Below are 26,263 nucleotides of genomic sequence, written 5' to 3' on the forward strand. Positions count from 1 at the left end.
TTGTAAGCTTTTTTGGAATGCGAAAATCTCGTTATACCTGGAGCAGCAGCATGCGAGCTCAGGCGGGCATGGGAAGCGTGCCATCAACCAGGAAAACGGCCAGGCTGTAGCTAATAATTTTGCCTGAACGCAATTGTGTAAACGATACCCGATCGGCCGCCAGTTCACAGAACCACTGACTGGTCTCATGCGGCTTTTTCTGCCGAAAGGCGTCCGGGGAAAACAGGCCCACGCACAGTCCACGCTCAGGATCGCGTGCCGAACAATATTCAAAGGCGTCGACCTGTGCTGCGCGCATCGCGGTGCCGACCAGCTGCGCTGCCAGGTAATGAACCGGGTCGGTCAGTTCTTCCTGGTATTGGCTGAACGGCGGCGCTTGTAACTGTATGCCCCTGGGCGTTTGATAGCGCACTGAAAACAGCGTATGTTCGCTGCGTATTCTGTCCTTGGCCGGCGTGTTCATTGAGTGCCAGAATACAAAGCGATAGAAGGCACTTTCGGCCAGCGCGGCACCGACGGTTTTGCCGCCGTAGAACAGGCTGCGTTCGTGAATGCGCCCGAAACGGGAGCCCCATTTGAGCGGCGGGTAGCGAAAGGGGGTGCTCAGCAGATAGTGCAGCGAGGCGCAGTCGGCCTGGGAAACCGGCTTGGCCTGATCAAGCATTTGTTCAAGCAGGGCCTGTTCGTCCAGCGTGTCCACATAGCCCAGCGTGGCAATCTGTTCCTGGCTTTCCACCAGGCGATAGAGCTGTCCTTCAATGGAACGGATATGCTCGGGACCGTTGCATGCCTGCCAGATCATTACACTTTGCCGCGAATGGCGTCAACAAACTGCAGAACCGTGGTCATGCCCTGAATGGTTTCGATCTGGGCGGCTGGAATGCCGCCTGTGATTTTATTGGGCGTGCGCATGAAATGGCGGATCCAGTCCTGGTCGCCACCGGTGAGGGCGAACAGGGCCCGGGCAAGCCGTAGCAGCAGCAAGGCCAACTCTCCCTGTTTGCTGCTTGGGTCCAGCGAGGCTGTGGTTTTGAGTCGACTGACAGCCGTGCGATGCATGCCCAGGGCGGCAGCCAGTTCGGCCTGTTTCAGGCCCAGCTGGTCGGCAGCACGCAGCACCGCTTTTGCCAGTACGGTTGCGGGTACAGGTTTGGGTTGCAGCAGGGCGGTCATAAGGCCTCCGGTTCAAATGTGTGATCCAAGTATAGCGCAAATGTGCATTATGCACAAATTTTATAAAAATGTGCATATTAAACAAATAGGCCGAACGCTGACGAGCCGTCTTTTTGCAAAATTTACACGCTGCAACGACTTCTCTGTGAATGCATTCACCTCAGTTTGCCCAAAAAGCGGCTATGATTACGACATTGTTTTTCCGATTCACTCTCTATGGGTTGCTACGAATATGAAACGATTTTTCGGATTGATGAGTGCCTTGATGCTGGCCGTGTTTTTGTCCGGTTGCGGTTATAACCAGATCCAGACGCTCGACGAGCAGGTCAAGGCGGCCTGGTCTGAAACGCTGAATCAGTATCAGCGTCGTGCCGATCTGGTTCCCAAGATTGTGGCCAGTGTGAACGCCTATATGGTCAATGAGCGCGAAGTGCTCACGCAAGTGACCGAAGCCCGTTCCAAAGTGGGTAGCGTGCAGATTTCTGCCGATACGATCCCCACGCAGGAACAACTGCAACAGTACCAGGCTGCACAAAATCAGCTGGGTTCTGCCCTGTCCCGTCTGATTGCCGTGTCCGAAAATTATCCGCAACTGAAGGCTGATGCATTGTTTCGTGATCTGAACGCGCAGCTTGAAGGCACCGAGAACCGGATTGCCACTGCGCGTGGCCGCTACATCAAGGACGTGCAGGCCTATAACACACTGATCCGCCAGTTCCCCACTCTGATCACAGCCAAGGTCATGGGTTATCAGGTCAAACCGAACTTCGGCACTGATAATCAGGATGAGATCATGCGCAATCCTGAAGTCAAATTCGACACGGGTGCGTCGACCAATCGTGCGCCGGCAGGTAATGCCGCACCAGCCCAGCCTGCACCCGCCCAGTAATGTTGCTGTCTGCCGTTTTTCACACTCCAGGACAGATTGCCATGTGTCGTTTGCAAGCGCTGTTTCGTATTCTGATTCTGCTTGTCGCCGTGACAAGTTTTGCTCCGGTCATGGCGCAGCAGGAGGTCGCGGTTCCACAACTGACTGCCCGCGTGACCGATACGACCGGCACGCTGGATCAGGGACAGAAAGCGGCACTGGAATCCAAGCTGCAGGCGCTGGAAGAAAAGAAAGGCGCTCAGGTCTTTGTGCTGATGGTGCCGACTGTGCAGCCTGACACAGTCGAGAGTTATTCGCGCCGTGTGTTTGACGCGTGGAAGGTGGGGCGTGCCAAAGTGGACGACGGCATTTTGTTTCTGATCGCCAAAAACGACAGGCGTATGCGGCTGGAAGTCGGCTATGGTCTGGAAGGCGCTGTGCCTGATGCATTGGCGTCGCGCATTATCAACGATTACGTCGCGCCCCATTTCAAGGAAAACGACTATGCCGGTGGCGTGAATGCCGGCGTTACGGCCCTGGTGTCGCTGATCGAGAATGAAGCGCTGCCGGCGCCCGAAAAAAAAGCGCAGGCCAACGGCGACGAATTTGATGAAGGCCTGTTTGGTGAACTCGGCCCCATGCTGATGTTCGGTTTTTTTCTGATTGCCTTTTTTCCGCCCATCATTAGTGCCGTGGCGGCGGGTGTCATGCTGTTTGTGATCACTGGCAATATTCTGTGGGCAGGCCTTGCAGCGATTGCCGCGCTGGTGATTGGCGGGGTTGCCCGCAAGATCGTGCCGCGCGGTGCGATCCGCGGCGCAAGACGCAATGGCGCCATTCTGGGCGGCGGTCTGGGCGGGCTTGGCGGCGGTTTCGGCGCCGGCCGTGGTGGTCGAGGGGGCGGCGGTTTCGGTGGCGGTTTCGGGGGTGGTTTTGGCGGCGGCGGTGGCGGCAGCAGTGGCGGCGGAGGAGCTTCAGGTGGCTGGTAATAAGTGGGAATGGATTGGGCTGGACGGTCTGGATGGCTGGTGGCTGTCACGCCGTGTGTTTTCCAAAGCCATGCTGGAGCGGCTCACTCAGAAAATACACAGCAGCGAACAGCGACATGCCGGTGAGCTGGTGCTGGCGATCGAACACGATACGCCCGGACACAGCCGGGACACTGCGACCCGTGCGCTGGAAGTCTTTGGTCGTCTGAAAGTATGGGACACGCCCCTGCGTACGGGTCTGCTGCTGTACATTTCCCTGAATAAACACAAATTCGAGATCATCGCCGATCGCGGCATTCAGGTTGAAGCGGCAAAGTGGGAGGAAATATGTTCCCTTTTGCAGTCGCGTTTTGCGGCCAGAGAATATGAACAGGGGCTGCTGCAGGCCATTGAGACCATCGAAGAGATGCTGCAGAATACCTGCGGATCCGGTGCCGGGCCTGATGACGGGCAGAATCATCTGCCGGATGCCCCGGTCCTGCTGTAATAGAAACGGCGGTCAAAAAAACGGGGGTCAACTTCCCGCGTTGGCCAGTATTTTGCCCAGTTCGCTTACCGCCGCATCGCGCCGGGAACCCGGCGAAAATTTACCGCCCAGCCTGGACCATTCGGGATAACTGCGTGCATCTCGCAAGGGCTCCGGCAAGGGCTGATCCCTGAGTTCCTCTTTAACCGCCTCGGACGATACTTTGACAGGCGCCATGTCGGCATGGCCGCGTAACTCCAGCGCGCGTATCAACTGATGAGCGCGAATGGCCAGCAGGCGCAGAATCCCGTCCTCTACGGTGATTTCATGGTAACCCTGCAAACGGCCATACAATCGCTTGCCCAGTTTGTCCGTTCCCTGCCAGACACTGCCCAGTACACCGCCGATCAGCGCTGCAGTGCCCAGGCTCAGCCCGGCGGTAAACACATCAACCGCCGCGCCGGCCATGGCGCCCGCGGCAAAGCCTTTGCCGACCTGTATGCCCGTATCCAGTAATGCCTGTGGATTGAACAGATCCATATTCCAGCGCCCACCCTGCAGCGGAAGCGGTTGACCGGGGTAATCGCCGGAGCGGAAACGGTAGTGTTCAAGCAAGGCCTTGATGCCCGTCTGCTCACGTTGCCGGACTTTATCCTGCAGCAACTGTGTTGTGCGTTTGACGCTCTCGGTATCGGTCTGACTGCTCAGGCGCAACGCGGCGACGTCAATCAACATATCGGCCACCAGTGCAAAAGCAGCAGTGCGCCGGCGATCCCGCTGCACGCCCACGTCGTCGGACAGGGCTTGCAAAGTGTTCGCATGGGTATCAAGTACCAGCGCCAGCTTCTGGTAAAGCTGGGCTTCACCATCGATGGCCGGCGCCACGGTATCGAACTCAATGACCACATGCAGTCCCAGGCGGGCCAGCGTGGCTTTCCAGTCCTGCTTGCGTGCGTCGTCATCGTTGATGAAGTTGAGCACCGGCACCAGCGGTTTGCCACAGCGCGCCAGGATGGCAAGCTCATCTTTGTGTTTGGCCAGCACCGGATCGCGAACATCAATGACATACAGGCCCGCATCACAGGCCATGAGTTTTCTCAGTACCCGGGCTTCCTGTTCAAAACGCCGTTTGCTTTCCGGCGAATCCAGAAATCGGGCAATGCTTTCCGGCCCGTCATGACGGCTCCCCGTTTGTGCGTGCAACTGGTCCATATAGTCCAGCAGACCAATGCCATCTTCGAGGCCCGGCGTGTCGTACAGTTCCACCGCGGCCACGCCGTTAAGCAGCAGCCGGGCGCCCTCTACATGGCGGGTCGTGCCGGGGGCGTCGGATATCTGGCCGAAGCCCGCATCGTGCGTCAGTGTTCGTAGAAGTGATGTCTTGCCGGTATTGGTGTGGCCAACGACGGCCAGGCGCAGGGCGGTCGTATCGGCAGTCATGGCGTCGCGATCCAGTCCGGCAGCGTATCGATATCGCTATGCACGGTGTCTGGCAGAAAACCGGCCTGGGCCAGCTGGGTCTGCCAGGTTGCCCGGCGGGAACCGCGGTCCGGGTGTTGCCACAATAGAATATGCGTGGCTCGGGCAAGCGACGCGAGTTCGGAAATCAGATGCAGTGTGCCGCGATCCGGCGTTTGCGCGGCGTCGACCACCAGCAGAAGGCCCTTAACCGAATGTGCGTGCAGCTTGTCCAGCAGGGCATGCCGCTGCTCGCGGGTTTCCAGGATGCCACCGTCCTGCGTATCCGGCGCGGCGGAAAAAACAGGCCAGGCGGGTCCGGGCGGTAATTCGATGCCGACATAAACCGGATCGGAAGAAAAGGGAAGGGTGGCATTGTCCTGGCGCTGCGCTGTGATGTCGTCCCCGGCCGGCGCGTCAATGCCCAGTCCTTCGCTGGTCGGCACCAGTCGCGTGACCAGACGGCTATAGGACGGCAGGTTGATATCCAGCGCCAGGCCCCGCAGTGCGCCGCGCAATTGCCACAGGCACAGGATCAGGCTGAGTGCACGCACCAGCAGGCCGTAAACAAAGACCACGCCCAATAACCAGGCTGACCAAATGGCATAGGTATTTTCGGAGAGGGTGGCGCCCGCCGTGCTATGGCGAACCATATCGGCATCGGGCATGGGAAAGCCCAGAAGGCCGGGCAGGACGCCAAGCGTTCGGGTCAGTGACACAAAGACGTCGGGCGACAGAATGGTGGTTTCCCATCCGAAGGTATAGCGCTGCGCCGCCAGCAGTCCCAGCATGGACAGCAGCGCGGCCAGAAAAAACAGGACCCAGAATCCGTGGCTGACGCAGGACAGCGTCCATTTGAGCGCGCTGTTCTGAGAGAGCAGGGACACAAAGGACTGCGGCGCCAGCGCAGCTTCGGGGCCACGGGCGATTTTGCGACTGAGCCAGAGCCAGAGTTCGCCGAGCCAGCTGAATGTCTTGGCAGACAGAAAAAACGACAGAATCCAGAACAGGAATGTCAGGCTGTGTACGCCCAGCAGGGCGACAATAGCCAGTAGCACATTAATATGCCTGTCGGTGGCGCCCAGCACGCTGGCGGCGGTGCCAACGCCGCCCAAGACTGCAAGCACGGCAAGAATAAGCAATGCCAGTCGTGCACCATGGGTCCACTTGTCGATCAGTTGGCGGGTATTTTCGCGTTCGGCGATCAGGCGCGCCCGGCGGACAATCTTTTCTTCCGGCAGATCATTGCCGCTGCGCAGTTCCCGGATAAAAGCAGAGTCGTCCAGCGGCCCCCAGTGGTCTTCGCGCAGGCGAATGGCTTCAGTCAGCCAGAAATCTTTGAATGAAAATTGACGACGGGCCATTGCGCGTGCAAGGACGAGGACTATTGTTTAAACCAGCGATTGGCTGCTACATCGGCCTGCTGCTTCACGTCGGGGGTGATATAGTAGGCCACTGCCGCCAGGGCCGCCACGATCACACTGAGGTCATCGGTAAAGCCAACGGCAGGAATAAAGTCGGGAATGGCGTCCAGAGGCAGCACCAGATAGGCCAATGCACCATAAATCACACGGCGGGCCCAGGCAGGCGTCGCCGGATTGCGCACGGCAAAAAACAGCAACAGGGCTTTCTGGACTACGGTGCGCCCCGCACGTTTGGCGACACGGGCGATTTTCCTGATCATACCGGGTGGTTTCTCAGTATCCAGTGTGTTAGCGTCAATCGTATGGTAGCGAGCCATGAGCCCCCCGTAAGCAGTGAAAACAAGACGTATAAAACAAAAATGCGTGCTCGGTGAGCACGCATTCTTTATAACATGTCGCGATCAGGAGCGCTTGGCGATCAGGCCATAGATGAAAAGAACGATAATGGCGCCGATCACAGAGGCAATCCAGCCGGCAGCATCACCTTGCGCATACCATCCCATTGCCTGGCCCAGATAAGTGGCCACGATAGAACCGACAATACCCAGGATAGTGGTGAGAATGAAACCCATGGACTGGCTGCCGGGCATAATCGCACGGGCAATCAAGCCGACAATAAAACCAATCACGATCGTAACGATAATTGACATATTCTTGTGCTCCTGAAAATGAAGGGATGGACCGACAGCTGTAGCATTTCCGATCATATAGGAAGGCATTTTATCGTACAAATGCAAAATGTTTCCATATATTAAAAGGAACGCGCAGCACAGGTGTTGCGGCAGTCCGTTTTTCAAGCATACCGGGCACAGTGGTTTGCTCTGTGAATCGGCGGACATTTTTAATCAATTATTGTCAGGATGTGGTTTATCTGCGTCGATCTGTTGCTTGATTGATACGGCGGTGCGTATTCGGTGGTGTGACGCGCAGGAATCGCAGCAGCTTGCCGCCGAAAATATTGATGCCCAGTCCGATCACCACGACCGCACTGCCCAGCCATTGCACCGTGGACAGCGTTTCATGCAATACCAGCTCGGCCGAGAGCAGCCCGATGACGGGAATCAGCAAGGACATGGGCGTAACCAGGCTGACCGGATGTTGCGCAAGCAGTCTGCCCCACAAATAATACCCAATAAAGGAGGCCGCATAGGCCAGGTACATAACCGACCCCACCCCCATCCAGGACAGATTGCTGACACTGTGCATGATCAACTGCGGTCCTTCGATCAGCCAGGAAGCCAAGAGAAACAGGAACGCCGGGAACACGGCACCCCAGGTGAGCAGGCTGAACATGTTGACGGCCGGGCCGGCCTTTTTAATGACAATATTGCCACAACCCCAGCTGAAAGCTGCGCACAGAGTCAGCATGAAAGCAAACAGGGGAACAGGTTGCGCTATATCGGCCCCCATTTCAATAATGCCCAGTCCCAGTGCTGCGACAATCATGGCGATGATACTGTGCACCCGAACCTTTTCATTTAACAGCAGTGCCGCGATCAGAACAGAAAAGAAGGCTTGCGATTGCAAAACCAGCGACGCCAGGCCCGCCGGCATGCCCAGCGCAATGGCACTGAACAGAAACGCAAATTGTCCAAAGCACAGCGTCAGGCCGAATAACAGCAGCAATTTGAGTGGGATGACCGGCCGCGGGATAAACAGAATGGCGGGGAAGGCTACGAGGGCAAAACGCAGAGCGCCCAGCAATAACGGGGGAAAGGCATCAACGCCAAACTTGATGACGACAAAATTGAGTCCCCATAACAGAACAACAAGCAAGGCAGCGAGCCAATGGCGCAACGGCATGGGATCCCATGAACAGTGAAAGACGAAAGCATTGATTATGCGCCAGCGTGACCATGCCCTGCAAGCGCCTTGCGCGACTTAACCGGCAGAAGTGATGGTCAGAGCGATCCGATGCTCGCGCCAGCCGTTGACAAAATACCCGGTGTTATCGGTCGTGAGCTCGGGCTGCTGCTGCCCCGCTGCATTGGTCGCGCGGCAAGCCAGTTCGACGTGACCGGCAGGTAATGTCAACGTGATCTCGAACAGACGCCAGGCAAACGGACCGAAATCGGCGCCGGTCAAGGCTGCCGCCTGCCAGTGCCGGCCACCATCTGCGCTGACTTCGATCCGGGTCACGGCGGACGAGCCGCCCATGGCAACGCCTTGCACCCGGACCGATCCGGCTTTGATCTGGATATCCGACCCTGTGGGCGAGGTGATCCAGGACTTGACGGGCAGACGCCAGGCGGGAATCGTCAAATCCGTCGCGCCCGGGCGCAAGGGGACGCGAAAGTCAGCAGTCTGGATATGGGCGCTGGATTCGTCCCGGGTAAAGGCGATGCGCTTGACGTATTTGATGTAATTGATGCTGGCGTAACCAGGGAGCACCAGACGCAGCGGTCCGCCATGGGCCACGGCAAGCGGTTCGCCGTTGAGCTGCCAGGCCAATAGCGCATGCGTCAGTGCCGAGAGCGGAACAGAACGTTCCACCCGGGTGAAGTCCGACGGAATGCCGTCGGGCAGGCTGTCGGCGCCCATGGCGGTCAGAAAGCGACTATCCGCGTTCACACCGCCCAGTTCATGTACGACGGTGGCCAGGGGGACCCCCGTCCAGATCACGCAGCCTGCGCCGCCTGTCTGCCACGGGGTGCCCACGGCCGGTTGCGCCTGCAGCCCGCGCCCATTCTCCGCGCACTGCAATACGGCAGCGACGGTTCGGGTCGGCATGGCCTGCAGTTCGGCCAGGGTATACGCATCGGGTTGACCCACGCCGGAAAACGAGACCGCCCATTCCGGACCCTGCGCCAGCAGGCGTTCGGCCGGAGGCAGGGCATTGTCGCGAACAAACAGGCAGCGTGTCGGCGTGATGACCTGTCTACCCAGCACCTCCCGGCGTGTTTCAATGGCGTGCGGGTTATGCACAATCAGACAGTCAGCCTGCTTCCAGGACAGCTCGGCGGGCAGCGGCTGGGGAGCGACCGGAGGGGGTGGCGGTTGCTGCGTCGCAGGTGACGCGGTCGCTGGCGTAGAAGCGGGGGGTGTAGAAGGAGATGAGGACGCTGCCGTGTCGCCAGACCCCGAGGCGCTTGCGGGATCAGTGTTCGCATGCAATTTCCCTGATGCGACGCCCAATGCAAAGCCGAGGGCCTGGATCAAACGAATGCGCCGTTGCGGGCTGGCGGGAGGGGGGCGTTGCATGACTGGGCCTGTTGAATCTGACAGTGGGCGGAGTGATCGTCGCGCAGGAAAACAGGCTCCATCTTATGGATTAATGTGCAGCCTGTAAACTGAAAACGCATGGCCGGTGATCCGCATTTGGGTCGCAAGCCAGGTAACGGCCTTTATGTCCTTTGGTTTTCGCACAGGCCAGGCGAGTATGTCACAATCATGAAATATAAAGTTTTTAACATCGTCCAATTGTTCCCGACACATATATGAGGTTCGAATGAAGGTCGCAATCCATTCCATTGCAGCCGCGCTGCTGGCATTTTCGGGTGCGGCGGCTGCCGATACGCTGGTTCTGTATACCAGCCAGCCGGCAACTGACGCGCAAATGACCGTTGATGCATTCCAGAAAGCCAATCCGGACACCAAAGTGCAATGGGTCCGGGATGGCACCACCAAGCTAATGACCAAGTTGCGCGCCGAGTTGAACGCGGGTGTCGCCAAGCCCGATGTGTTGCTGATTGCCGACAGTGTGACGCTGGAACAATTAAAAAAAGAAAATCTTCTTTTAGCCTCTCCATCCGCAGAACGAGATCAGTATGATCCGGCCCTGTATGACAAGGATGGCTATTATCATGGCACGAAGCTGATCACCTCGGGCATTGCATACAATACCCGTGCGGCGCAAAAACCCGCATCGTGGCACGATCTGGTGCGGCCTGAATATAAAAACCAGGTCTCCATGCCCAGTCCGCTGTACTCCGGTGCCGCCATGATTCATCTGTCGGCCCTGACCACCAATCCGGAGTTCGGATGGAAATACTATGAGGCGCTGAAAGCGGGCGCCGTCGCATCGCAAAAGGGTAACGGCGGGGTGCTGACCGATATCGCTTCCGGCGGCAAGCCTTACGGTATTCTGGTCGACTATATGGCCATTCGTGAAAAGGCCAAGGGTGCACCAATAGAATTTGTCTTCCCCAAAGAAGGGGTCAGTCTTGTGACCGAACCGGTGGCGATTATGAAATCGGCCAAAAACCCTGCCGCGGCAAAAAAATTCGTCGATTTTGTGCTTTCTCAGCAGGGCCAGGAACTGGTTCTGAAGCAGGGCTATATTCCTGGGCGCAATGGGATGAAAACCCCCGCCGGTTTCCCGGAACGTGATCAAATTAAGCTGTTGCCGTTTGATGCGGCCAAAGCGTTGCAGAACGCCAATGCCGACAAGGAAAAATTCAGCCAGATATTTGGCGGCTGATCGCATTCCGGTCTGGTTCGGCAAAGGGTTGCCAATCCAGACCCGGCATGCGATATCAGACCTGTCGGTTTTTCCGCTTTCCGGCAGGCGCCCGTATCCCGGGCTATTTATCCCGGCGGGCTCTATTTATGATCACGCAATAACCACGCGACAAACATTCAGATGAGTGGCCGTCATCAGGCTGACGCTCTGAATTTTATTATGGCAACATCCTCTTCTTTTCTGCACTCCTTCGGCAGGACTCCGGCATCAGCCATCACACCAGTGCTGTTGTGCCTGGTGCTGGTGCTGGCCGTGCTTCCGCCGGCTCGTCTGCTCCTGTTGGCGCTGATGGACTTGCCCGCGGGCGATCAGGGCGCGATGTGGTCCATGCTGAGCAATCCGTCAACCTGGCGGGCGACCGGCAACAGCCTGTTGACCTCGGGTCTGGCGACCCTGCTTTCGGTTCTGCTGGGCACGATTTTGGCATTGCTGGTCACGTTGACGGATATCCGCGCCAAAGGTTTCTGGGTCTTTATGATCATGTTGCCGATGATGATTCCGCCACAGGTCACTGCCTTAAGCTGGCTGCAACTAAGCGGCCCGGGCAGTGCCTTGCTGCAGATGCTTGACCTGGCACCTGCGCTGGGCAGCCCGCAGCATCTGCGATCATGGTGGGGCATTTCGCTGCTGATGGGCATTCAGCATGCGCCGCTGGTCTATCTGGCCTTGCGCAGCAGTCTGATGGCCCTGCCCAAGGAGCTGATCGAAGCGGCTCGCCTGGCTGGCGCTTCCCAACGCGATGTGGTGCGCGACATGATTTTGCCGCTCTGTCGCAATGGTCTGCTGGCCGGTGCGGCCATTGCATTTGTCTCGGCATTGGGCAATTTCGGCATCCCTGCCATGCTGGGGATTCCAGTCTCTTACTATGTCCTACCGACCCTTATTTATCAGAAAATGGCCGATTTCGGACCGGATATGCTGGCTGATGTATCCAGCCTGTCTGTCATGATCGGCGTGGTAGCGCTGGTCGGCGTGATTGCCCAGCAGCGGTTCTCCGCAAACATGCCGCTGACCGGCATGCCCGGGCGACCGCTGGCATTCTCGCTGGGCCCGGCACGCTGGAAGGCCGAGCTGGCCTTGCTTCTGCTGGTGCTTGTCATTGTGGTGGTACCGTTGATTGCATTAGTGTCCAGTTCGCTGGTCGCGGCCATGGGGGTTCCCCTAACGCTGGAGACCGCCAGCCTGAATGCCTATGAACAGATTATCTTCCATCAGAGCGTGACGTTTCGGGCATTTTCCAACAGTACGCTTCTGGCTGCGAGCGCTGCGCTGATCCTGGCCTGTCTCTGTCTGCCGATGGGTTATCTGTTCGTGCGTTTTCCGTCACGCGTCAATACGGTACTGCAGGGCATCATCGACGTCCCGTACGCCATTCCCGGCGTGGTATTGGCTGTGGCGTGCATTCTGCTGTTTGCCCGCCCCTTGCCGCTTATCCACGTCACGTTGTACGGCTCGCTGGGCTTGATTCTGTTTGCCTATCTGTCCCGCTTTATGACAGTGTGTCTCAAGCCGATACAAAGCAGCATGCTGCAACTGGACCCTGCGCTGGAAGAAGCGGCGCAACTGTGTGGCGCCGGGCCGTTGCGACGGTTGCGTGATATCGTATTTCCACTGCTGGCCCCTGCGGCATTTGCCGGTATGTTGCTGGTTTTTCTGATTGCGATCAATGAGCTGACCGTATCGGCGCTCCTATGGAGCGCGGGAAATGAGACGCTGGGTGTGCTGGTTTTCAATCTGGATGACGGAGGCGAGACCGTTCTGGCCTCGGCTGTCGCGGTGCTGATCGTACTGATGGTGCTGGTTCTGATGCTTTGCCTGAGCGCGCTGGGCAAGCGTCTTCCGCAAGGAGTGATTCCATGGCGCAACTGACCCTGGACAATATCAGCAAGCATTATGGCGACCATGCCGTTGTGGACGAGATCAGCCTGGCTATCGAGAAAGGGCAATTTGTGGCCCTGCTTGGGCCCAGCGGCTGCGGCAAGACAACGACGTTAAGAATGATCGCCGGTTTCGAGCAACTGGACACTGGTCGCATTCTGTTGAACGACATCTTGCTCGCTTCCCCCGAGCATCATACCGAGCCGGAGCGGCGCAATATGAGTATGGTTTTTCAGTCGTACGCATTGTGGCCACATAAAACGGTGCTGGACAATGCAGGTTATACCTTGTCGCTCAAAGGCGTCAGGGGTCAGGCTTATCGTGATCAGGTATTTGCGGCACTGGAAACGGTCAATCTGGGGCATCTGGCAGATCGTTATCCTCAGGCCCTGAGCGGAGGGCAGCGTCAGCGCGCGGCGCTGGCCCGCTGTCTGGTGTCCCATCCGGAGGTCGTTCTGCTGGACGAACCTCTGGCGAATCTGGACGTGCATCTGCGCGCGTCAATGGAAGCGACCTTCAGGCAATTTCATGACCGCACTGGCGCCACGTTCATTTATGTGACGCACGATCAGGCTGAAGCCATGGCCATGGCGGACCGGATTGCGGTCATGAATCATGGCAGACTTGAGCAATGGGATACGCCGGAAAATCTGTATCGGCGTCCGGCTTCGCGCTGGGTGGCCACGTTTATCGGCAAGGGATCGGTGCTGGACGTACCCAGTCATGTGCATGGCAAGCATCTGCGCGCCGATGACATTGGCAACCTTCTGTCCAACGCCGGTGCCATGCACCGGGGCGCGATGCTGGTACGTCCCGAGGACGTTACTGTCGTGGCCGAGGGCGCCCGGGTCACGGTGCGCCATCGGGTCTATCAGGGAGAGCGGTACCAGTATATCGCCGACCTGGCCGATGGTCAGCCACTGACGTTTTACCACAGCCGTTTGCTGGACCATGGACAGATCGTACAGGTGCAGATCGCCCATGCCTGGGGACTGGATTTGTAGCGCCGGTCCTTATTGTCCCGGACACTCCGCGCATTCTCCTGCCAGATCTTCGGCCAGGCGCAATTGCGCGCTCAGGTCGCGCAGTGCAGTACGTACGCCTTCTTCAATCACCGGATGATAAAACGGCATGTCCAGCATTTGCGCAATGGTCATCTTCTGCTGATGGGCCCATGCCAGCAGATGCGCCAGGTGTTCGGCTGCCGGACCGACCATTTCTGCACCCAGCAGGCGGCCGCTGCCATGTTCGGCATAGATGCGCAGATGCCCCTTGTTAATGCCCATGACGCGACTGCGACCCTGATTGCGGAAGGATACTTCACCCACCGCATAGCAACCACAATTGTCATAGGTATTGCTGATTTCCTTAAAGCGCATGCCGATGCTGGCGATCTGTGGATCACTGAAGACAACACTCAGTTGCGAGCGGCGCAGACCTTCTGAAATCGCAGGAAAGTGGCCGGCGTTGGTGCCTGCAATCATGCCCTGGTCAGAAGCTTCGTGCAGCAACGGCAATTGATTGGAGGCGTCTCCGGCAATAAAAATGTGTTCCGCACTGGTTTGCATGGTGTAGCGATCCGCCTTGGGAACGCCGCGTTCATCCAGCTCAATGTCAAACGTATCCAGGCCAAGATTATCGACGTTTGGTTTGCGACCCGTGGCGGCAAGCAGATAATCTACTGTCACCGAGCCGCTTTTGCCGTCTTCGGTATAGTCGACTTTGACACCTTTACCGCTTTCAAGCAGACTGACACTGGTATCGGCATCCAGATGCAGCTTCATTTCACTGTTGAAAATTTCCAGTGCCTTTTCCAGGATGACCGGGTCAGTAATACCGCCCAATGCATTGTCCTTCCCGAAAATGTGAACCTCAACGCCCAGGCGGTGCAGTGCCTGTCCGATTTCCAATCCGATCACACCGGCGCCGAATACGGCGACGCTGGCCGGCAATGTTTCCCAGTCGAAGACATTGTCGTTGATGATCAGGCGATCCCCCAGGGATTGCCAGGCTGGTACCACGAAGGGACGCGAGCCGGTGGCGATCACGATGCGCTGGGCGGTAATCTCGGTATGCTCGTCTACAACAATAACGTGTTCGTTCCTGAAGCGCGCCCGGCCCAGGATACGTCGATCCGCCGGAAAGGCTTCGACGTCTTCCAGCACAAATCCGACAAAGCGGTCGCGCTCTTCGCGGACGCGTTTCATGACTTCGTGGCCTTCGATGCGCAGGGCGCCGTCCGGATGGATGCCGAACTGGTCGGCTTCACGCACATGATGGGCGGCATCGGCGGCCGCGATCAGCAGCTTCGAAGGCATACATCCGACGCGGGCGCACGTGGTGCCAAACATGTGATCTTCTACCAGATAGACATTTTCAGTGGCCTTGCGGGCGGCGCGAAAGGCGCTCATGCCAGCGGTGCCACCGCCAAGAATGACGACATCGGCGTTGATTGACTTCATATTCGATTCCTGATGTTGGAGGTTTCTGACGCGCAAGCAGTTCTGATTCTACCGGCGTGCGGGCGAAAAAAAAAGCAGCGGCATCACGAGCGTGAGCCTGCTGCCGTCGATTCGGCGGGGGTCATTGCAATGCAGTGAGCGCGACTGTGCACGCTTCTGGCCTGCTTGCCGGAACGGATCCGGCAGGTGCCGCGATCTGGACAGTTTACCGCTGAAAGCCGGGCTGTCCGATCGCTGCCGCGATGACGTTGCGCGGATTACTTACCAGCGAAGTGTGCTGCCAGCTCGTCGCTGCCACCAATATACTGGCCACCGATGAAAATTTGCGGTGTGCTGGTTTTACCGGTAATCGCGCGGATGGCCACGGTGCTGGCATCCTTGCCCAGAACGACTTCTTCGTATGGCAGGTCTTTTTCCGTCAGCAGTGCTTTGGCTTTGGCGCAGTAGCCGCAACCAGGCTTGCTGAACATGACGATGGAAGGCTTGTCCTGATAGTCTTTATCGATATAGCGGATCATGGTGTCGGCATCAGACACTTCAAACGGATCGCCTTCTTTTTCAGGTTCGATAAACATTTTTTCGACCACGCCGTCTTTGACGAGCATGGAGTAACGCCATGAACGTTTGCCAAAGCCCAGGTCGTTTTTGTCGACCAGCATGCCCATGCCTTCGGTAAATTCGCAGTTGCCGTCAGGAATAACAGTGATATTGTCGGCTTCCTGTTGGGATTTCCATTCATTCATGACGAAGGTATCGTTTACGGAAACGCAGACAATCTCGTCAACCCCGCGTTCCTTGAACGCTTTGGCCAGTTCGTTGTAACGTGGCAGGTGGGTAGAGGAGCAGGTTGGCGTGAATGCGCCAGGCAGTGAAAAGACGACAACCGTCTTGCCTTTGAAAAGATCATCAGTGGTTACTTTTTCCCATGCGTCGCCTGAGCGGACAGGAAATGTAACGGATGGGACGCGTTGGCCTTCTTTATTCTGCAACATAGATGGGTTCCTTATGTTAGTGAAACAAAACAGTCAATGACATCAGCGATTGTCCAAATCTGACTGGTCACATCGCCTTTGTTCATCAGATGTATCCATTGTACGCAATGGATTTTAATTAGTAAAATTTATTATTTTTATATTATTGATAGTTAAAATAAAAAACAACGTCGATACTATATCTCTTGCGGTCGTCGGTGACGCACGGTGTCAAATTTATTTTAAAAAATGGAATTAATGACAATTAGATGAAATTAAACTAAATTTAATATATATTAAATGTAATTTAACAACAATTATAGCATATTCAATCAAATAAGGAAAGGATGTAGCTCAGCAGAAAAGGGGCCACCAAGCTTAGCACAACCCCTGAAAACACAGCCGTGACCAGAAAGGAGCTACCTGTCGTTTTACGAACGATGGGCAGAGTTGTGTCCATGGCAGTGGCGCCTGCGGCGCCAATGCCGGACATCGGATAGCGTGCGCCGGCGAAGAACAGAACCACAATAGACAGCAATTCCCGGAAAAGGTCGGTGAGCAGGGCGGTTGCGCCGTAGAATTCGCCCAGTCTGGCGGTGACCAGTACCCCCGAGAGCGAGAACCAGCCAAACCCGCTGGCCAGCAACAGGCCGTGCCGGATATCGGCGCCGGTTGCCCAGGCAATAAACGCACCACCGAGCAGCGAGGCAATCATGACCACAACGGGCAACGTAAACATGGCGGGTCGAATCGCACTGCGCTGCAACGGTGTATGGGCCAGATCCGCGCCGATCAGGAATAACAATACGTAGAGAAAAAACTCGGTTCCCGGGATTGGCAATGAAAGCGTCCAGCGGGTCATCAATACGGCCAGACCAAGACCGACGAGCAGGAAGGCCAGGGCGATGCCGCATTCCCGGATAACGTGCACAATACCCAGGTCGCTCTGGGCGACCTGCGTCTTGCGTCCGGCGCGGAACAGGGCCATGAGCACCACGGAGCAGAACAGGGTGATTCCCAGCGAGTAGAGCGCGGCGGTTTTCAGGATAAGCAGCACCTGTTGCATAACCGATAGTTGCAGTCCGAAACGGTAGCCGATGGCAAACAGCATAATCCAGACAAACGGCGTAATGGCGCGGGACAGCACGTTCACCGTACGCGGCGAAAGCAACAGGCCGATAAGATAGCCCGCAAGCAGCCATGCGGCAATCGGAAGCAGGGACAGTAATAAGGAGGTCATGAAAACAGCAATGGACAGGGATGTGAGACAAAAACAGGTCTGCGGCAGGCCGCCGGCGGGCGAGGCGCAGGACCTTATCTGGCCAGTTTTTCCTTGAGTTGCTGCTTGATCTGAGGCCATTCGTCCCGCGTGACACTGTACATATGGGTGTCGCGCACCGTGCCGTCGCGCCGCAGGGCATGGCCCCGCAAGACGCCGTCTTTTTTCGCGCCCAGCCGTTCAATGGCTTTTTGCGAACGCTGGTTCAGGTTGTCGGTGCGCCAGCCCACGACATTGGCGGCAAGTGACTCGAAGGCGTAATACAGCATGAGATATTTGCACACCGTATTGACATGCGTACGCTGCCAGGATTGCGCGTACCAAGTGTAACCAATTTCCAGTCGGGCAATATCCGGAACGATATCGTGATATCGTGTCGTGCCTATGATCTTGCGGGATTTGGCGTCGAGCACCACGAACGGCAGCATATGGCCGTCTTTCTGCCCCTTCAGGGCGGCTTCGATATAGGCGGTTTCCTGACCCGGCTCGGGAACCGAGGTAAACGTCAGATTCCAGAGTTCGCCGTCTGCCGCCGCGTTGCGCAGACCTTCTGCATGGGCAAGGCGCATGGGTTGCAGCACGATGCCATGGCCTTCCAGCTGAATGGGCGCAAGGGGTTTGGGAAAAGGTGTAATCATAGGGTGAATCCCGCAAGGACCGAAGGTCAAAAACAGCCATTATAAAGAATATTGGTATGTCGTCCATATTCGGTCTGGTGGGTTCCCTGGGAAAGTCCGATTGGTAAAAGTCTTACTACAGGTGATCCCTAGTGGTCAGGAACTTTACAAATTAGTACTATCTCGGGTTAAGGAAACCCGGGCACGTTCTGCCGCCGGTCGGCGGCTCGCGCCGGTGCGTTTCCGATGTTTGACGAAATTTCAGGAAGTAAAAGTACCATGAACATGAAAAATTGGCTGCTCGCCGTGACGCTGAGTGTGTCTGCCGGGTTGGGCGCAACTGCGTCTGCCAGCGACTGGAAAGAACTCAAAATTGGCATTGAACCGGGGTATGCGCCCTTTGAGTACAAAAATGCCCAGGGCGAAATTGTGGGTTTTGACGCGGATGTCATGACCGAAATCTGCAAGAAGCTGCAGACCAAATGCGTCTGGGTCGAACAGTCCTTCGACAGTCTGATTCCGGCGCTGGCCGCCCGCAAAATTCAGTTAATCCATTCCAGCATGCAGATTACGCCGCAGCGTAAGAAAGTATTGGCTTTCAGCCAGCCGATCTACGGCATTCCCACTCAACTGATGGCACGCAAGGACAGCGGCCTGCTGCCGACAGCCGAAGCGCTCAAGGGCAAACGGGTCGGCGCCTTGCAGGGAAGTACGCAGGAAACCTATGCCAAGCAGAAATGGGGTAGCAAGGGCGTACAGATCGTGTCCTATCAGGACCAGAATCAAACGTTTGCCGACCTGACTGCGGGTCGCCTGGATGCTGCCATTATTGAAAAGCCTAACGGCCAGAGCGGTTTTCTGAGCAAGCCCGAGGGCAGCAATTTTGCTTTCCTGGGTGATGCCATTACCGATGATGAAGCGCTGACCGGCGAAATTGCCATTGGCTTGCGTAAATCCGACGATAAACTGAAGCAGGCTGTCGACTCGGCGCTGGCCCAGCTGCAACAGGACGGCACGGTAACAAAAATCGCAGAAAAGTATTTCAAGCCGGGTGAAATCGATCTTAAAAACGTGAAGCAATAAAGATGTTTTTGCATGGTTATGGCGCCCAGATTTTGAGTGGAACCTGGGAAACCATCAAGCTGTCTTTACTGTCGTTGCTGGTGGCGTTTGTGCTGGGCCTGATCGGCGCCAGCGCCAAGCTGTCCGGCAACGGCCTGCTGCGTGGTATCGCCCAGGTTTATACAACACTCATACGAGGCGTGCCCGATCTGGTGCTGATGTTGCTGATCTTCTTCAGTATCCAGATGGGCCTGAACGAACTGACCGATATGCTGGGCATGCAGGTCATCGAGATCGAACCGTTTTATGCGGGTGTACTGACTATCGGTTTTATCTACGGTGCCTATTTTGCCGAGACTTTCCGGGGCGCATTCATCTCGGTCCCGCGTGGCCAGCTGGAAGCGGCGCGCGCCTATGGCATGCGCCGCGGTCAGGTGTTCCGGCGCGTGCTCTTTCCGCAAATGATGCGTTTTGCGTTGCCCGGTATTGGCAATAACTGGCAGGTGGTGCTCAAGGCGACCGCCTTGGTCTCCATTATCGGTCTGACCGATCTGGTGCAGGTGACCCAAAGCGCAGGTCGTGCCACTTCGTCCATGTTTCTGTTCATTTGCGTGGCGGGGTTCATTTATCTTGTGCTGACCACGGTGTCCAATATTGTCCTCTCGCTGCTGCAACGCAAGTATGCTGTGGGTGTACGGGAGGCCCAATTGTGATCGAATCGTTCAACAATTTTCTGACCATCCTGAACGACTATTGGAAACCGCTGCTGTTCTGGGACGGGACTGAATTTTCAGGTCTGGCCGTCACCCTTTGGGTGCTGGTGCTGGCGCTGGTCCTGGGGTTGGTGCTGGCCATTCCCCTGTCCGTGGGCCGGGTCTCCAAAAACCGTTTGCTTGCGTGGCCCATCTGGTTTTTCAGTTATATATTCCGGGGCACACCGCTGTATGTGCAGATTTTACTGATCTATAGCGGAGTGATCGGTCTTGAGTTCGTGCGCGAGACGCCGGCGCTGCAGACCTTCTTCATGAGTGGCTACAACTGCCTCGTGCTTGCGTTAATGCTCAATACGCTGGCCTACACCACGGAAATATTCGCCGGATTCATTAAAAATACGGCACACGGTGAACTGGATGCCGCGCGCGCATTTGGCATGAGCCGGTATAAAATGTATACACGTATTATTCTGCCTTCTGCGTTGCGGCGTGCGTTACCGGCCTACAGCAACGAAGTCATTCTGATGTTGCATGCCACGTCGCTGGCCTTTACCGCGACAGTGCCGGATATTCTGAAGGTCGCGCGCGATGCCAACGCCGCCACTTATCTGACGTTTGCCTCCTATGGCGCTGCCGCCATTTTGTATATGGGCGTTTCATTTATTCTCGTTGCGCTGTTCCGCAGGCTTGAGAAAAGAACGCTGGGCTTTTTGGGCCACAGCCAACACTAGGATTGTTATGTTTAAACTTGATGTTCAGGGCATCCATAAGTCTTATGGACAAAACGAAGTATTGAAGGGTGTATCGCTGCAGGCCAAGGCGGGCGACGTGATCGCCATGATCGGCTCCAGCGGGTCCGGGAAGAGCACGTTTTTGCGTTGCATCAATTTCCTGGAGCAACCCAATAGCGGCACCGTTTCCCTCGACGGCGAAACACTGACCGTCGCCAAGGATGCCAAGGGACGCCTGCGCGTGTCCGACGAAAAGCGCCTGCAGGTCTTTCGCACCAAGCTGGCCATGGTGTTTCAGCACTTTAACTTGTGGGCGCACATGACCGCACTGGAAAACATTATCGAGGCGCCAATTCATGTGCTGGGTGTGCCGAAGGCAGAAGCCATTGAACGCGCACGCCAGTACCTGAACAAGGTCGGATTGCCTGCCGCCGTAGAGAGCCAGTACCCGTCCCAAATGTCTGGCGGACAGCAGCAGCGCGTGGCCATTGCCCGGGCGCTGGCCATGGAGCCCGAAGTCATGCTGTTCGATGAGCCCACCTCGGCACTCGATCCCGAACTGGTGGGTGAAGTCTTGCGCGTCATGCAAAAACTGGCCGAAGAGGGGCGCACCATGATCGTGGTTACCCACGAAATGGGCTTTGCCCGCAATCTGGCCAGCCATGTCATGTTCCTGCATCAGGGCACAGTGGAAGAGGAAGGACCGCCTCAAGAGGTATTTGGCAACACACGCAGTCCGCGCCTGCAACAGTTCCTGTCCGGAAACCTGAAGTAATGCCGGGGGATCGTGCCCTGGCTCAGCCACCCGTCCTGACTGGCGTCGTTACGGTTGCCCTCATCTGTGAGTTGCTGCGCCAGACTGGAGAATGCCCGTGGGTGTACTGACGATTATCGCCTTGCTCTGCCTGGGCGCTTTCGGTGGCTTTATGGCCGGCCTGCTTGGCGTGGGTGGTGGAATGGTGCTGGTGCCGTTTCTCACCTTGCTGTTTGGCGCAACCCTCATGTCCCCCGATCTTGCTGTGCATTCGGCCATTGCCACCAGCATGGGCATGATTCTTTTCACTTCTTTGTCCAGCATGCGCGCCCATCATCGCCAGGGCGCCGTGCTCTGGTCGGTGGTCTTTACCCTGGCGCCGGGCATTTTGCTGGGGGGGCTGTTATCCGGTGGTGCGGTTTTCGCCTATTTGCATGGCGCAGCCCTGTCGCTCTTTTTTGCGCTGTTTGTCGGTTACTCCGGTTTTAATATGTTGCGCAACAAAAAACCCAAGCCGTCCCGGCAACTGCCCGGCATGGTCGGGCGGACCGCGGCGGGAACAGGAATCGGGTTTATTTCCGGCCTGGTGGGTGCGGGTGGTGGTTTTCTGTCGGTGCCGTTCATGGTCTGGTGCAATGTGCCCTTGCGCAATGCGGTGGCCACGTCTGCAGCACTGGGTTTTCCCATTGCATTGTCCAATAGCGTGGGTTACATCCTGTCCGGAATCCGGGAAGTGGGTGTGCACGACGGAATGCTGGGATACATTTACTGGCCTGCGCTGATACTGCTGGTCGTCATGAGCGTGTTGATGGCGCCCTTCGGTGCGCGTATGGCGCACACGCTGCCAGTGGATAAACTGCGCAAGGTGTTTGCCGGTTTGCTGTTCGTACTGGCTGCATTCATGTTGTTCAAGGCGATTCAGCAGTTTGGTCTGTTTGCCTGATCACAGCATGTCTGTGCGACTGCGCATACCAGTCGCGACACCCGCTGCGGTCGTCGTGGTACCGGCCCGGCCGTATCATAAGATAGACAAATGGGAAGCAATCCTGCCACTCTCTTAGCGGCGGGGCGGGCTGAACACCCGGGCGTCTTCATAAAAAACCGGATCTTCGTTGGCGGGGTCCCAGCCTGGAATACCCATGACCGGCAAGGGGCAATGCGGCTTGGCCTGCAACTGGCCCGGTGACAACATGTCCGCCAGCACTTGTGCCATGACATGATCCACTTCGTCGGCACCAGTACCCTCGGGGACGCGTATCACATTGGCGGTCAACGCCTTGTACGGCCTGGCGCATTTTTCCAGCAGGGCGTGACCGATGGGGGCGACGTGTGCCTGGGCCCACAAGGTTCGCTCGTGAACGAAAGCGCGTTGCCAGTCTCGTTCGGCAATCGCCTCCCACAAGGGCGGTGGTGCGAGCAGAAACAGGCCGCCCTCATCCAGCAGCGTAATCGTATCCCGAATTATTCCCCGGCGCTGACCCACGCCCTGGCGCGCAATCTGTTGCGACTGGATGCGATTGAATACCGACTTGACTTCAGGAAACCGAAACCAGCACAGGCCGTTGAAAAAATCGTGTTCGTTGTCACGGGTGGGGCACAAGCCGGTCTGGCCGATAAACTGTTCATAGGCCACCCCGGCAGGCAAGGCCGATTGAGGAACAAAACGGACAGGACACGCGGCCGGGGCCAGCGCGTTCAGCAGATCGGCTACCGTTGTCGCAGAGGCATCCAGGCCGCAAGCGGACATCGGCAGCGCCTGCTGCCAGCGCTCCCCACCCGGGAGCCAGTTTTTTAGCGGGTCCCACCACGGACGTGCCAGATCCAGCGTAGATAACACATCAACAATCATGGGGTTCAGCGATGCATTCAGTTGCACGCGCAAGGCTTTATTTAAACGTGATGGCGGGTTCGACATCGCCCCAGGGCATAAGCGGCACGACCGAAATGCTGTTGTACGGAGAACCGTCAATGAGTTTTTCACTGACCACAAGATAAATCAGCGAATTGTTGGCCGTATCGACCAGACGGGATACATTCAGACCCTTGAAAAGAAAACTCATGCGCTGCGTAAAAACGTCCTCCTGGACTTTGCGTACCGGCTTTGCCGCCTTCAAGGGTCCGACCTGGCGGCAGGACAGCGCAAAGCGCGAAGGGTTTTCAGCTAGTCCCAATGCGCCCGATACACCGCCGGTCTTGGCGTATGACAGATGGCAGGTGACGCCTTCTATTTGCGGGTCCTGAAAAGACTGTACGCAGACCTTGTCATTGTTTACGATACGCCAGGTCGTGCTGACGCAGCCGATTTCGTCGGCACTTGCGGTAACCGGATGAGTGATGGCAAGGAGCGCGAGGCAGGCACACAGAGCTTGAAAGAATCGTTTCATGATGAATGCGGAAATAAGGTGGATGTCGGCAAAGAGTGTACACGCAATTGCATGCCCGGTGCACCACTTGCGGCCCGGTACCATCGCGGTACGACCTGCGTAGGCGCAGTGGCCGGAAAATACGACTACAATGGATCGGCAATCATATCCAGATTGGGATCGGCAATCGCATAAAGATCATTCTTATGGACAAACTACGAATTGATAAATGGCTCTGGGCGGCGCGTTTTTATAAAACGCGCTCGCTCGCAGCCACGGAAATCGGCAAGGGCAGGGTGCTTGTCAATGACCAGCCGGCCAAGCCCGCGCGCGAAGTCGCCGTGGGCGATCGGGTATCGGTCAGGCGCGATCAGACCACCACGATTATCCAGGTGCTGGCGCTGTCCGCAGTCCGCGGACCGGCGCCGGTTGCCCGTACGCTATACGAAGAAACCGAAGAAAGTCGCGTGGCCCGTGAAGCCGCGCAGGAAAACCGGCGCCTGGCCAGCGAACCGGCACTCAGCATTATCCAGGGACGGCCCACCAAACGCGATCGCCGCCATCTGGAGCAGGTCAAAAAAGGATTTGACGGCTAAGATGGCCTTTTTGCAGAGGCAAGGCCGGCAGATTGTAAGTAGCGGTTAAACAGCGGTATTCCCATCTATCAATTTGTGCGGGATGATTTTACAATCGGGTTCATTCATGTGTCGCACAGCCCGTGCAAGACGGGTTTGACCGGCTGTACAGGATAGATACTCAAGAACAGAGGAGCACAGACATGTTGTTCAATACGAAACCGGGTCGGCTTTCATTGTCGGCGATCTTCATCAGCCTGTCCCTGGCGCTGGGCGCGGGCACCGCGATCGGCCAGGAGCAGCCTGCCGCAGCACGTACAGTCAATCTGCCGGCGCCACCGACCATCAAATATGACTATGACATGGATATTTTCCATCCGGTCATTGCCAAAAACGGCATGGTGGCATCCGAGCAGCGACTGGCGTCGGATATTGGTCTGGAAATTCTCAAAAAAGGCGGCAACGCCGTTGATGCCGCCGTGGCCGTCGGCTTTGCGCTGGCCGTGGCATTGCCCAACGCGGGTAACCTGGGCGGTGGCGGTTTCATGATGGTGCATGATGCCAAGTCCGGCAAAACCATTGCCCTGGATTTTCGTGAAATGGCGCCGGCCAAGGCAGGCCGCGACATGTATCTGGATGACAAGGGTCAGGTCATCAACAACAAGTCCCTGTACACACACTTTGCTGTTGGTGTGCCCGGCACGGTCAAGGGAATGGAACATGCCCTTAAAAAATGGGGCACCATGTCGCTGGCCGACGTGATCCAGCCGGCTATCGCGCTGGCTGAAAAAGGCTATGCGGTCAGCCCGACGCTGGCCGAGGCGCTGGAGGTCGAGAAGGATAATCTGGGTAAATGGGACACGACCAAGGCCGTTTTTTTCAAAGACGGCGAGCCGCTTAAGGCCGGCGACCCGCTGGTTATGAAAGACCTTGCCGCCTCCATGAAAATGATTGCAGAGCAGGGTAGCGATGCATTCTACAAAGGTGCCATCGCCGACCAGATCGTGCAGGAAATGAGCAAGCATCAGGGCCTCATCAGCAAGGAAGACCTGGCCAACTATAAAGTGGTTGAGCGTGAACCGGTCACGGGCGAGTACCGCGGCTATCAGGTGGTGTCCATGCCGCCGCCAAGCTCGGGCGGTATCCATATCATTCAGATGCTGAATGTACTGGAGCACTTCCCGCTGAATGAAACCGGTCCCAACAGTGCCAAGACCATTCGCCTAGTGGCCGAAACCATGAAGCGCGCCTATGCCGACCGGTCTGAATATCTGGGCGATACCGACTTTGTGAAAGTACCGCAAAAGGGACTGATCGCCAAATCATATGCCGACGATCTGGCGCGGCTGGTAGGTGAAGACAAAGTCACTCCTGCAAAGGATATCAAGCCCGGCGGTCCGCAAAAATATGAAAGTGACCAGACCACCCATTATTCTGTCGTGGACAAGGATGGCAATGCCGTTGCCGTGACTTACACGCTGAACCTGAATTTCGGTAGCGGCATTGTCGCTGGCAACACCGGTATTCTGCTGAACAATGAAATGGACGACTTTTCGGCCAAACCCGGCGTGCCCAATGCCTTTGGCCTGATCGGGGGCGATGCCAACGCCATCGAGCCCGGCAAACGACCGCTGTCGTCCATGACGCCGACCATGGTGCTCAAAGACAACAAGCCGTGGCTGGTCACCGGCAGCCCCGGCGGTGCACGCATTATCACAACCGTATTGCAGACCCTGATCAATAGTATTGATTTCGGCATGAACCCGGCGGTGGCTGCTGCATTGCCGCGCTTTCATCATCAATGGCTGCCCGACGAACTGCGTCTGGAGCCCGGTTTCAGTCCCGACACGATCGATCTGCTTAAAAAACAGGGTTACAAGGTGGTGATCAAACCGACGATGGGACGGACCCAGACTATTCAGATTCGCGATAATATGATGTACGGCTTCTCGGATCCGCGTAACCCGGACGGGGTCACGGTCGGATTCTGAGCGGGAGCGCCAGCTACGGTGCGTCGC

Annotated in this window: 27 protein-coding genes; 13 read left to right on the forward strand and 14 right to left on the reverse strand. The window is 56.9% G+C overall.

The features are described from left to right. Nucleotides 1-58: 58 nt before the first annotated feature. Both W822_RS32010 and W822_RS32015 read right to left on the reverse strand, forming a co-directional pair. Nucleotides 59-802 carry an RES family NAD+ phosphorylase gene (locus W822_RS32010; RefSeq protein WP_024004684.1) on the reverse strand — a complete coding sequence of 248 codons (744 nt, stop codon included), beginning with the start codon at nt 800-802 and terminating at the stop codon, nt 59-61. After that, nucleotides 802-1,173, reverse strand: coding sequence for an MbcA/ParS/Xre antitoxin family protein (locus tag W822_RS32015; RefSeq protein ID WP_024004685.1), 372 nt, complete (start codon nt 1,171-1,173; stop codon nt 802-804). The genes W822_RS32010 and W822_RS32015 overlap by 1 nt, the downstream gene beginning before the upstream one ends. Before the next feature lie 232 nt (nt 1,174-1,405). Here W822_RS32015 and W822_RS32020 point away from each other — a divergent pair, with 232 nt between their 5' ends. Genes W822_RS32020 through W822_RS32030 form a run of 3 tightly spaced genes read left to right on the forward strand, consistent with a single transcriptional unit; the run spans nt 1,406 to nt 3,517 of the window. After that, nucleotides 1,406-2,062, forward strand: coding sequence for a LemA family protein (locus W822_RS32020; RefSeq protein ID WP_024004686.1), 657 nt, complete (start codon nt 1,406-1,408; stop codon nt 2,060-2,062). A 41-nt stretch (nt 2,063-2,103) separates the two neighbouring features. Next, on the forward strand, nt 2,104-3,030 hold the full coding sequence (locus tag W822_RS32025; RefSeq protein ID WP_031242446.1) for a TPM domain-containing protein: 927 nt from the start codon (nt 2,104-2,106) through the stop codon (nt 3,028-3,030). Beyond that, nucleotides 3,020-3,517, forward strand: a complete 498-nt coding sequence (locus W822_RS32030; protein WP_024004688.1) for a TPM domain-containing protein — start codon at nt 3,020-3,022, stop codon at nt 3,515-3,517. Before W822_RS32025 ends, W822_RS32030 begins: the two co-directional genes overlap by 11 nt. Nucleotides 3,518-3,544: 27 nt before the next feature. On the opposite strand, the gene W822_RS32035 is transcribed toward W822_RS32030, so the two are convergent. The 6 genes from W822_RS32035 to W822_RS32060 form a co-directional block, all read right to left on the reverse strand. Further along, nucleotides 3,545-4,936 (reverse strand): DUF3482 domain-containing protein, encoded by a 1,392-nt coding sequence (locus W822_RS32035; protein ID WP_024004689.1) that lies wholly within the window; start codon nt 4,934-4,936, stop codon nt 3,545-3,547. Further along, complete coding sequence (locus tag W822_RS32040) at nt 4,933-6,318, reverse strand: DUF2868 domain-containing protein (protein WP_024004690.1); 1,386 nt, start codon at nt 6,316-6,318, stop codon at nt 4,933-4,935. The genes W822_RS32035 and W822_RS32040 overlap by 4 nt, the downstream gene beginning before the upstream one ends. A 20-nt stretch (nt 6,319-6,338) precedes the next feature. Next, nucleotides 6,339-6,638, reverse strand: a complete 300-nt coding sequence (locus W822_RS32045; RefSeq protein ID WP_051401721.1) for a YkvA family protein — start codon at nt 6,636-6,638, stop codon at nt 6,339-6,341. A gap of 141 nt (nt 6,639-6,779) precedes the next feature. After that, a complete protein-coding gene (locus W822_RS32050) occupies nt 6,780-7,028 on the reverse strand; it encodes a GlsB/YeaQ/YmgE family stress response membrane protein (RefSeq protein WP_024004692.1) in 249 nt (82 codons plus the stop codon). A 217-nt stretch (nt 7,029-7,245) separates the two neighbouring features. Next, the gene (locus W822_RS32055) at nt 7,246-8,181 is read right to left on the reverse strand and encodes an EamA family transporter (protein WP_024004693.1); all 936 of its coding nucleotides are present in this window, start codon (nt 8,179-8,181) and stop codon (nt 7,246-7,248) included. A gap of 78 nt (nt 8,182-8,259) precedes the next feature. After that, nucleotides 8,260-9,579, reverse strand: coding sequence for a sulfite oxidase (locus tag W822_RS32060; protein ID WP_024004694.1), 1,320 nt, complete (start codon nt 9,577-9,579; stop codon nt 8,260-8,262). A 247-nt stretch (nt 9,580-9,826) separates the two neighbouring features. On the opposite strand from W822_RS32060, the gene W822_RS32065 reads away from it, so the two are divergent. The 3 genes from W822_RS32065 to W822_RS32075 all read left to right on the forward strand — a co-directional run bounded on the left by W822_RS32065 (nt 9,827) and on the right by W822_RS32075 (nt 13,722). Next, nucleotides 9,827-10,798 (forward strand): ABC transporter substrate-binding protein, encoded by a 972-nt coding sequence (locus tag W822_RS32065; protein WP_024004695.1) that lies wholly within the window; start codon nt 9,827-9,829, stop codon nt 10,796-10,798. A 201-nt stretch (nt 10,799-10,999) separates the two neighbouring features. After that, entirely contained in the window at nt 11,000-12,709 is a 1,710-nt protein-coding gene (locus W822_RS32070) for an ABC transporter permease (RefSeq protein WP_031242450.1), read from the forward strand. Further along, nucleotides 12,697-13,722 (forward strand): ABC transporter ATP-binding protein, encoded by a 1,026-nt coding sequence (locus W822_RS32075; RefSeq protein ID WP_024004697.1) that lies wholly within the window; start codon nt 12,697-12,699, stop codon nt 13,720-13,722. Before W822_RS32070 ends, W822_RS32075 begins: the two co-directional genes overlap by 13 nt. A 9-nt stretch (nt 13,723-13,731) precedes the next feature. Here W822_RS32075 and W822_RS32080 read toward each other — a convergent pair whose 3' ends face one another. The 4 genes from W822_RS32080 to W822_RS32095 all read right to left on the reverse strand — a co-directional run bounded on the left by W822_RS32080 (nt 13,732) and on the right by W822_RS32095 (nt 18,068). Continuing rightward, nucleotides 13,732-15,180 (reverse strand): dihydrolipoyl dehydrogenase, encoded by a 1,449-nt coding sequence (locus tag W822_RS32080; protein WP_024004698.1) that lies wholly within the window; start codon nt 15,178-15,180, stop codon nt 13,732-13,734. A gap of 257 nt (nt 15,181-15,437) precedes the next feature. Next, on the reverse strand, nt 15,438-16,172 hold the full coding sequence (locus tag W822_RS32085) for a glutathione peroxidase (RefSeq protein ID WP_024004699.1): 735 nt from the start codon (nt 16,170-16,172) through the stop codon (nt 15,438-15,440). 307 nt (nt 16,173-16,479) lie between these two features. Continuing rightward, a complete protein-coding gene (locus W822_RS32090; protein ID WP_024004700.1) occupies nt 16,480-17,391 on the reverse strand; it encodes a LysO family transporter in 912 nt (303 codons plus the stop codon). 74 nt (nt 17,392-17,465) lie between these two features. Then, nucleotides 17,466-18,068: a GNAT family N-acetyltransferase gene (locus W822_RS32095; protein ID WP_024004701.1), complete on the reverse strand. Its 603-nt coding sequence runs from the start codon at nt 18,066-18,068 to the stop codon at nt 17,466-17,468. Between the two features lie 258 nt (nt 18,069-18,326). Here W822_RS32095 and W822_RS32100 point away from each other — a divergent pair, with 258 nt between their 5' ends. From W822_RS32100 to W822_RS32120, 5 genes are all read left to right on the forward strand, one after another. Then, entirely contained in the window at nt 18,327-19,130 is an 804-nt protein-coding gene (locus W822_RS32100; protein ID WP_024004702.1) for a transporter substrate-binding domain-containing protein, read from the forward strand. 2 nt (nt 19,131-19,132) lie between these two features. Then, on the forward strand, nt 19,133-19,822 hold the full coding sequence (locus W822_RS32105) for an ABC transporter permease (RefSeq protein ID WP_024004703.1): 690 nt from the start codon (nt 19,133-19,135) through the stop codon (nt 19,820-19,822). After that, nucleotides 19,822-20,553 carry a histidine ABC transporter permease HisM gene (gene hisM, locus W822_RS32110; RefSeq protein ID WP_034280076.1) on the forward strand — a complete coding sequence of 244 codons (732 nt, stop codon included), beginning with the start codon at nt 19,822-19,824 and terminating at the stop codon, nt 20,551-20,553. The genes W822_RS32105 and hisM overlap by 1 nt, the downstream gene beginning before the upstream one ends. 7 nt (nt 20,554-20,560) lie before the next feature. After that, nucleotides 20,561-21,328, forward strand: a complete 768-nt coding sequence (locus tag W822_RS32115) for an ABC transporter ATP-binding protein (RefSeq protein ID WP_024004705.1) — start codon at nt 20,561-20,563, stop codon at nt 21,326-21,328. A gap of 97 nt (nt 21,329-21,425) precedes the next feature. Then, nucleotides 21,426-22,250 carry a sulfite exporter TauE/SafE family protein gene (locus tag W822_RS32120; RefSeq protein ID WP_024004706.1) on the forward strand — a complete coding sequence of 275 codons (825 nt, stop codon included), beginning with the start codon at nt 21,426-21,428 and terminating at the stop codon, nt 22,248-22,250. Between the two features lie 114 nt (nt 22,251-22,364). Here the strand turns inward: W822_RS32120 and W822_RS32125 are convergent, their stop codons facing one another. After that, nucleotides 22,365-23,183 (reverse strand): DUF3025 domain-containing protein, encoded by an 819-nt coding sequence (locus W822_RS32125; protein ID WP_253272252.1) that lies wholly within the window; start codon nt 23,181-23,183, stop codon nt 22,365-22,367. 10 nt (nt 23,184-23,193) lie between these two features. Then, the gene (locus tag W822_RS32130) at nt 23,194-23,691 is read right to left on the reverse strand and encodes a CreA family protein (protein WP_024004708.1); all 498 of its coding nucleotides are present in this window, start codon (nt 23,689-23,691) and stop codon (nt 23,194-23,196) included. A gap of 185 nt (nt 23,692-23,876) precedes the next feature. Here W822_RS32130 and W822_RS32135 point away from each other — a divergent pair, with 185 nt between their 5' ends. Continuing rightward, nucleotides 23,877-24,266 carry an RNA-binding S4 domain-containing protein gene (locus W822_RS32135; RefSeq protein ID WP_024004709.1) on the forward strand — a complete coding sequence of 130 codons (390 nt, stop codon included), beginning with the start codon at nt 23,877-23,879 and terminating at the stop codon, nt 24,264-24,266. Nucleotides 24,267-24,448: 182 nt separating this feature from the next. Continuing rightward, on the forward strand, nt 24,449-26,236 hold the full coding sequence (ggt, locus tag W822_RS32140) for a gamma-glutamyltransferase (protein WP_024004710.1): 1,788 nt from the start codon (nt 24,449-24,451) through the stop codon (nt 26,234-26,236). Nucleotides 26,237-26,263 lie beyond the last annotated feature (27 nt).

Source organism: Advenella kashmirensis W13003 (genome assembly GCF_000506985.1).
In the GTDB taxonomy this organism is placed as follows: Bacteria; Pseudomonadota; Gammaproteobacteria; order Burkholderiales; family Burkholderiaceae_B; genus Advenella; species Advenella kashmirensis_A.

Excerpts from the sequence above, each read along its gene's own strand:
- W822_RS32055 (WP_024004693.1), bottom strand. The coding sequence starts at position 8,181 with ATGCCGTTGCGCCATTGGCTCGCTGCCTTGCTTGTTGTTCTGTTATGG.
- W822_RS32095 (WP_024004701.1), bottom strand. The coding sequence starts at position 18,068 with ATGATTACACCTTTTCCCAAACCCCTTGCGCCCATTCAGCTGGAAGGC.
- W822_RS32070 (WP_031242450.1), top strand. The coding sequence starts at position 11,000 with ATGGCAACATCCTCTTCTTTTCTGCACTCCTTCGGCAGGACTCCGGCA.
- W822_RS32060 (WP_024004694.1), bottom strand. The coding sequence starts at position 9,579 with ATGCAACGCCCCCCTCCCGCCAGCCCGCAACGGCGCATTCGTTTGATC.
- W822_RS32130 (WP_024004708.1), bottom strand. The coding sequence starts at position 23,691 with ATGAAACGATTCTTTCAAGCTCTGTGTGCCTGCCTCGCGCTCCTTGCC.
- W822_RS32065 (WP_024004695.1), top strand. The coding sequence starts at position 9,827 with ATGAAGGTCGCAATCCATTCCATTGCAGCCGCGCTGCTGGCATTTTCG.
- W822_RS32115 (WP_024004705.1), top strand. The coding sequence starts at position 20,561 with ATGTTTAAACTTGATGTTCAGGGCATCCATAAGTCTTATGGACAAAAC.
- W822_RS32035 (WP_024004689.1), bottom strand. The coding sequence starts at position 4,936 with ATGACTGCCGATACGACCGCCCTGCGCCTGGCCGTCGTTGGCCACACC.
- W822_RS32135 (WP_024004709.1), top strand. The coding sequence starts at position 23,877 with ATGGACAAACTACGAATTGATAAATGGCTCTGGGCGGCGCGTTTTTAT.
- W822_RS32020 (WP_024004686.1), top strand. The coding sequence starts at position 1,406 with ATGAAACGATTTTTCGGATTGATGAGTGCCTTGATGCTGGCCGTGTTT.
- W822_RS32010 (WP_024004684.1), bottom strand. The coding sequence starts at position 802 with ATGATCTGGCAGGCATGCAACGGTCCCGAGCATATCCGTTCCATTGAA.
- W822_RS32080 (WP_024004698.1), bottom strand. The coding sequence starts at position 15,180 with ATGAAGTCAATCAACGCCGATGTCGTCATTCTTGGCGGTGGCACCGCT.
- W822_RS32105 (WP_024004703.1), top strand. The coding sequence starts at position 19,133 with ATGTTTTTGCATGGTTATGGCGCCCAGATTTTGAGTGGAACCTGGGAA.
- W822_RS32090 (WP_024004700.1), bottom strand. The coding sequence starts at position 17,391 with ATGACCTCCTTATTACTGTCCCTGCTTCCGATTGCCGCATGGCTGCTT.
- W822_RS32040 (WP_024004690.1), bottom strand. The coding sequence starts at position 6,318 with ATGGCCCGTCGTCAATTTTCATTCAAAGATTTCTGGCTGACTGAAGCC.
- W822_RS32025 (WP_031242446.1), top strand. The coding sequence starts at position 2,104 with ATGTGTCGTTTGCAAGCGCTGTTTCGTATTCTGATTCTGCTTGTCGCC.
- ggt (WP_024004710.1), top strand. The coding sequence starts at position 24,449 with ATGTTGTTCAATACGAAACCGGGTCGGCTTTCATTGTCGGCGATCTTC.
- W822_RS32015 (WP_024004685.1), bottom strand. The coding sequence starts at position 1,173 with ATGACCGCCCTGCTGCAACCCAAACCTGTACCCGCAACCGTACTGGCA.
- W822_RS32045 (WP_051401721.1), bottom strand. The coding sequence starts at position 6,638 with ATGATCAGGAAAATCGCCCGTGTCGCCAAACGTGCGGGGCGCACCGTA.
- W822_RS32085 (WP_024004699.1), bottom strand. The coding sequence starts at position 16,172 with ATGTTGCAGAATAAAGAAGGCCAACGCGTCCCATCCGTTACATTTCCT.
- W822_RS32100 (WP_024004702.1), top strand. The coding sequence starts at position 18,327 with ATGAACATGAAAAATTGGCTGCTCGCCGTGACGCTGAGTGTGTCTGCC.
- W822_RS32075 (WP_024004697.1), top strand. The coding sequence starts at position 12,697 with ATGGCGCAACTGACCCTGGACAATATCAGCAAGCATTATGGCGACCAT.
- W822_RS32050 (WP_024004692.1), bottom strand. The coding sequence starts at position 7,028 with ATGTCAATTATCGTTACGATCGTGATTGGTTTTATTGTCGGCTTGATT.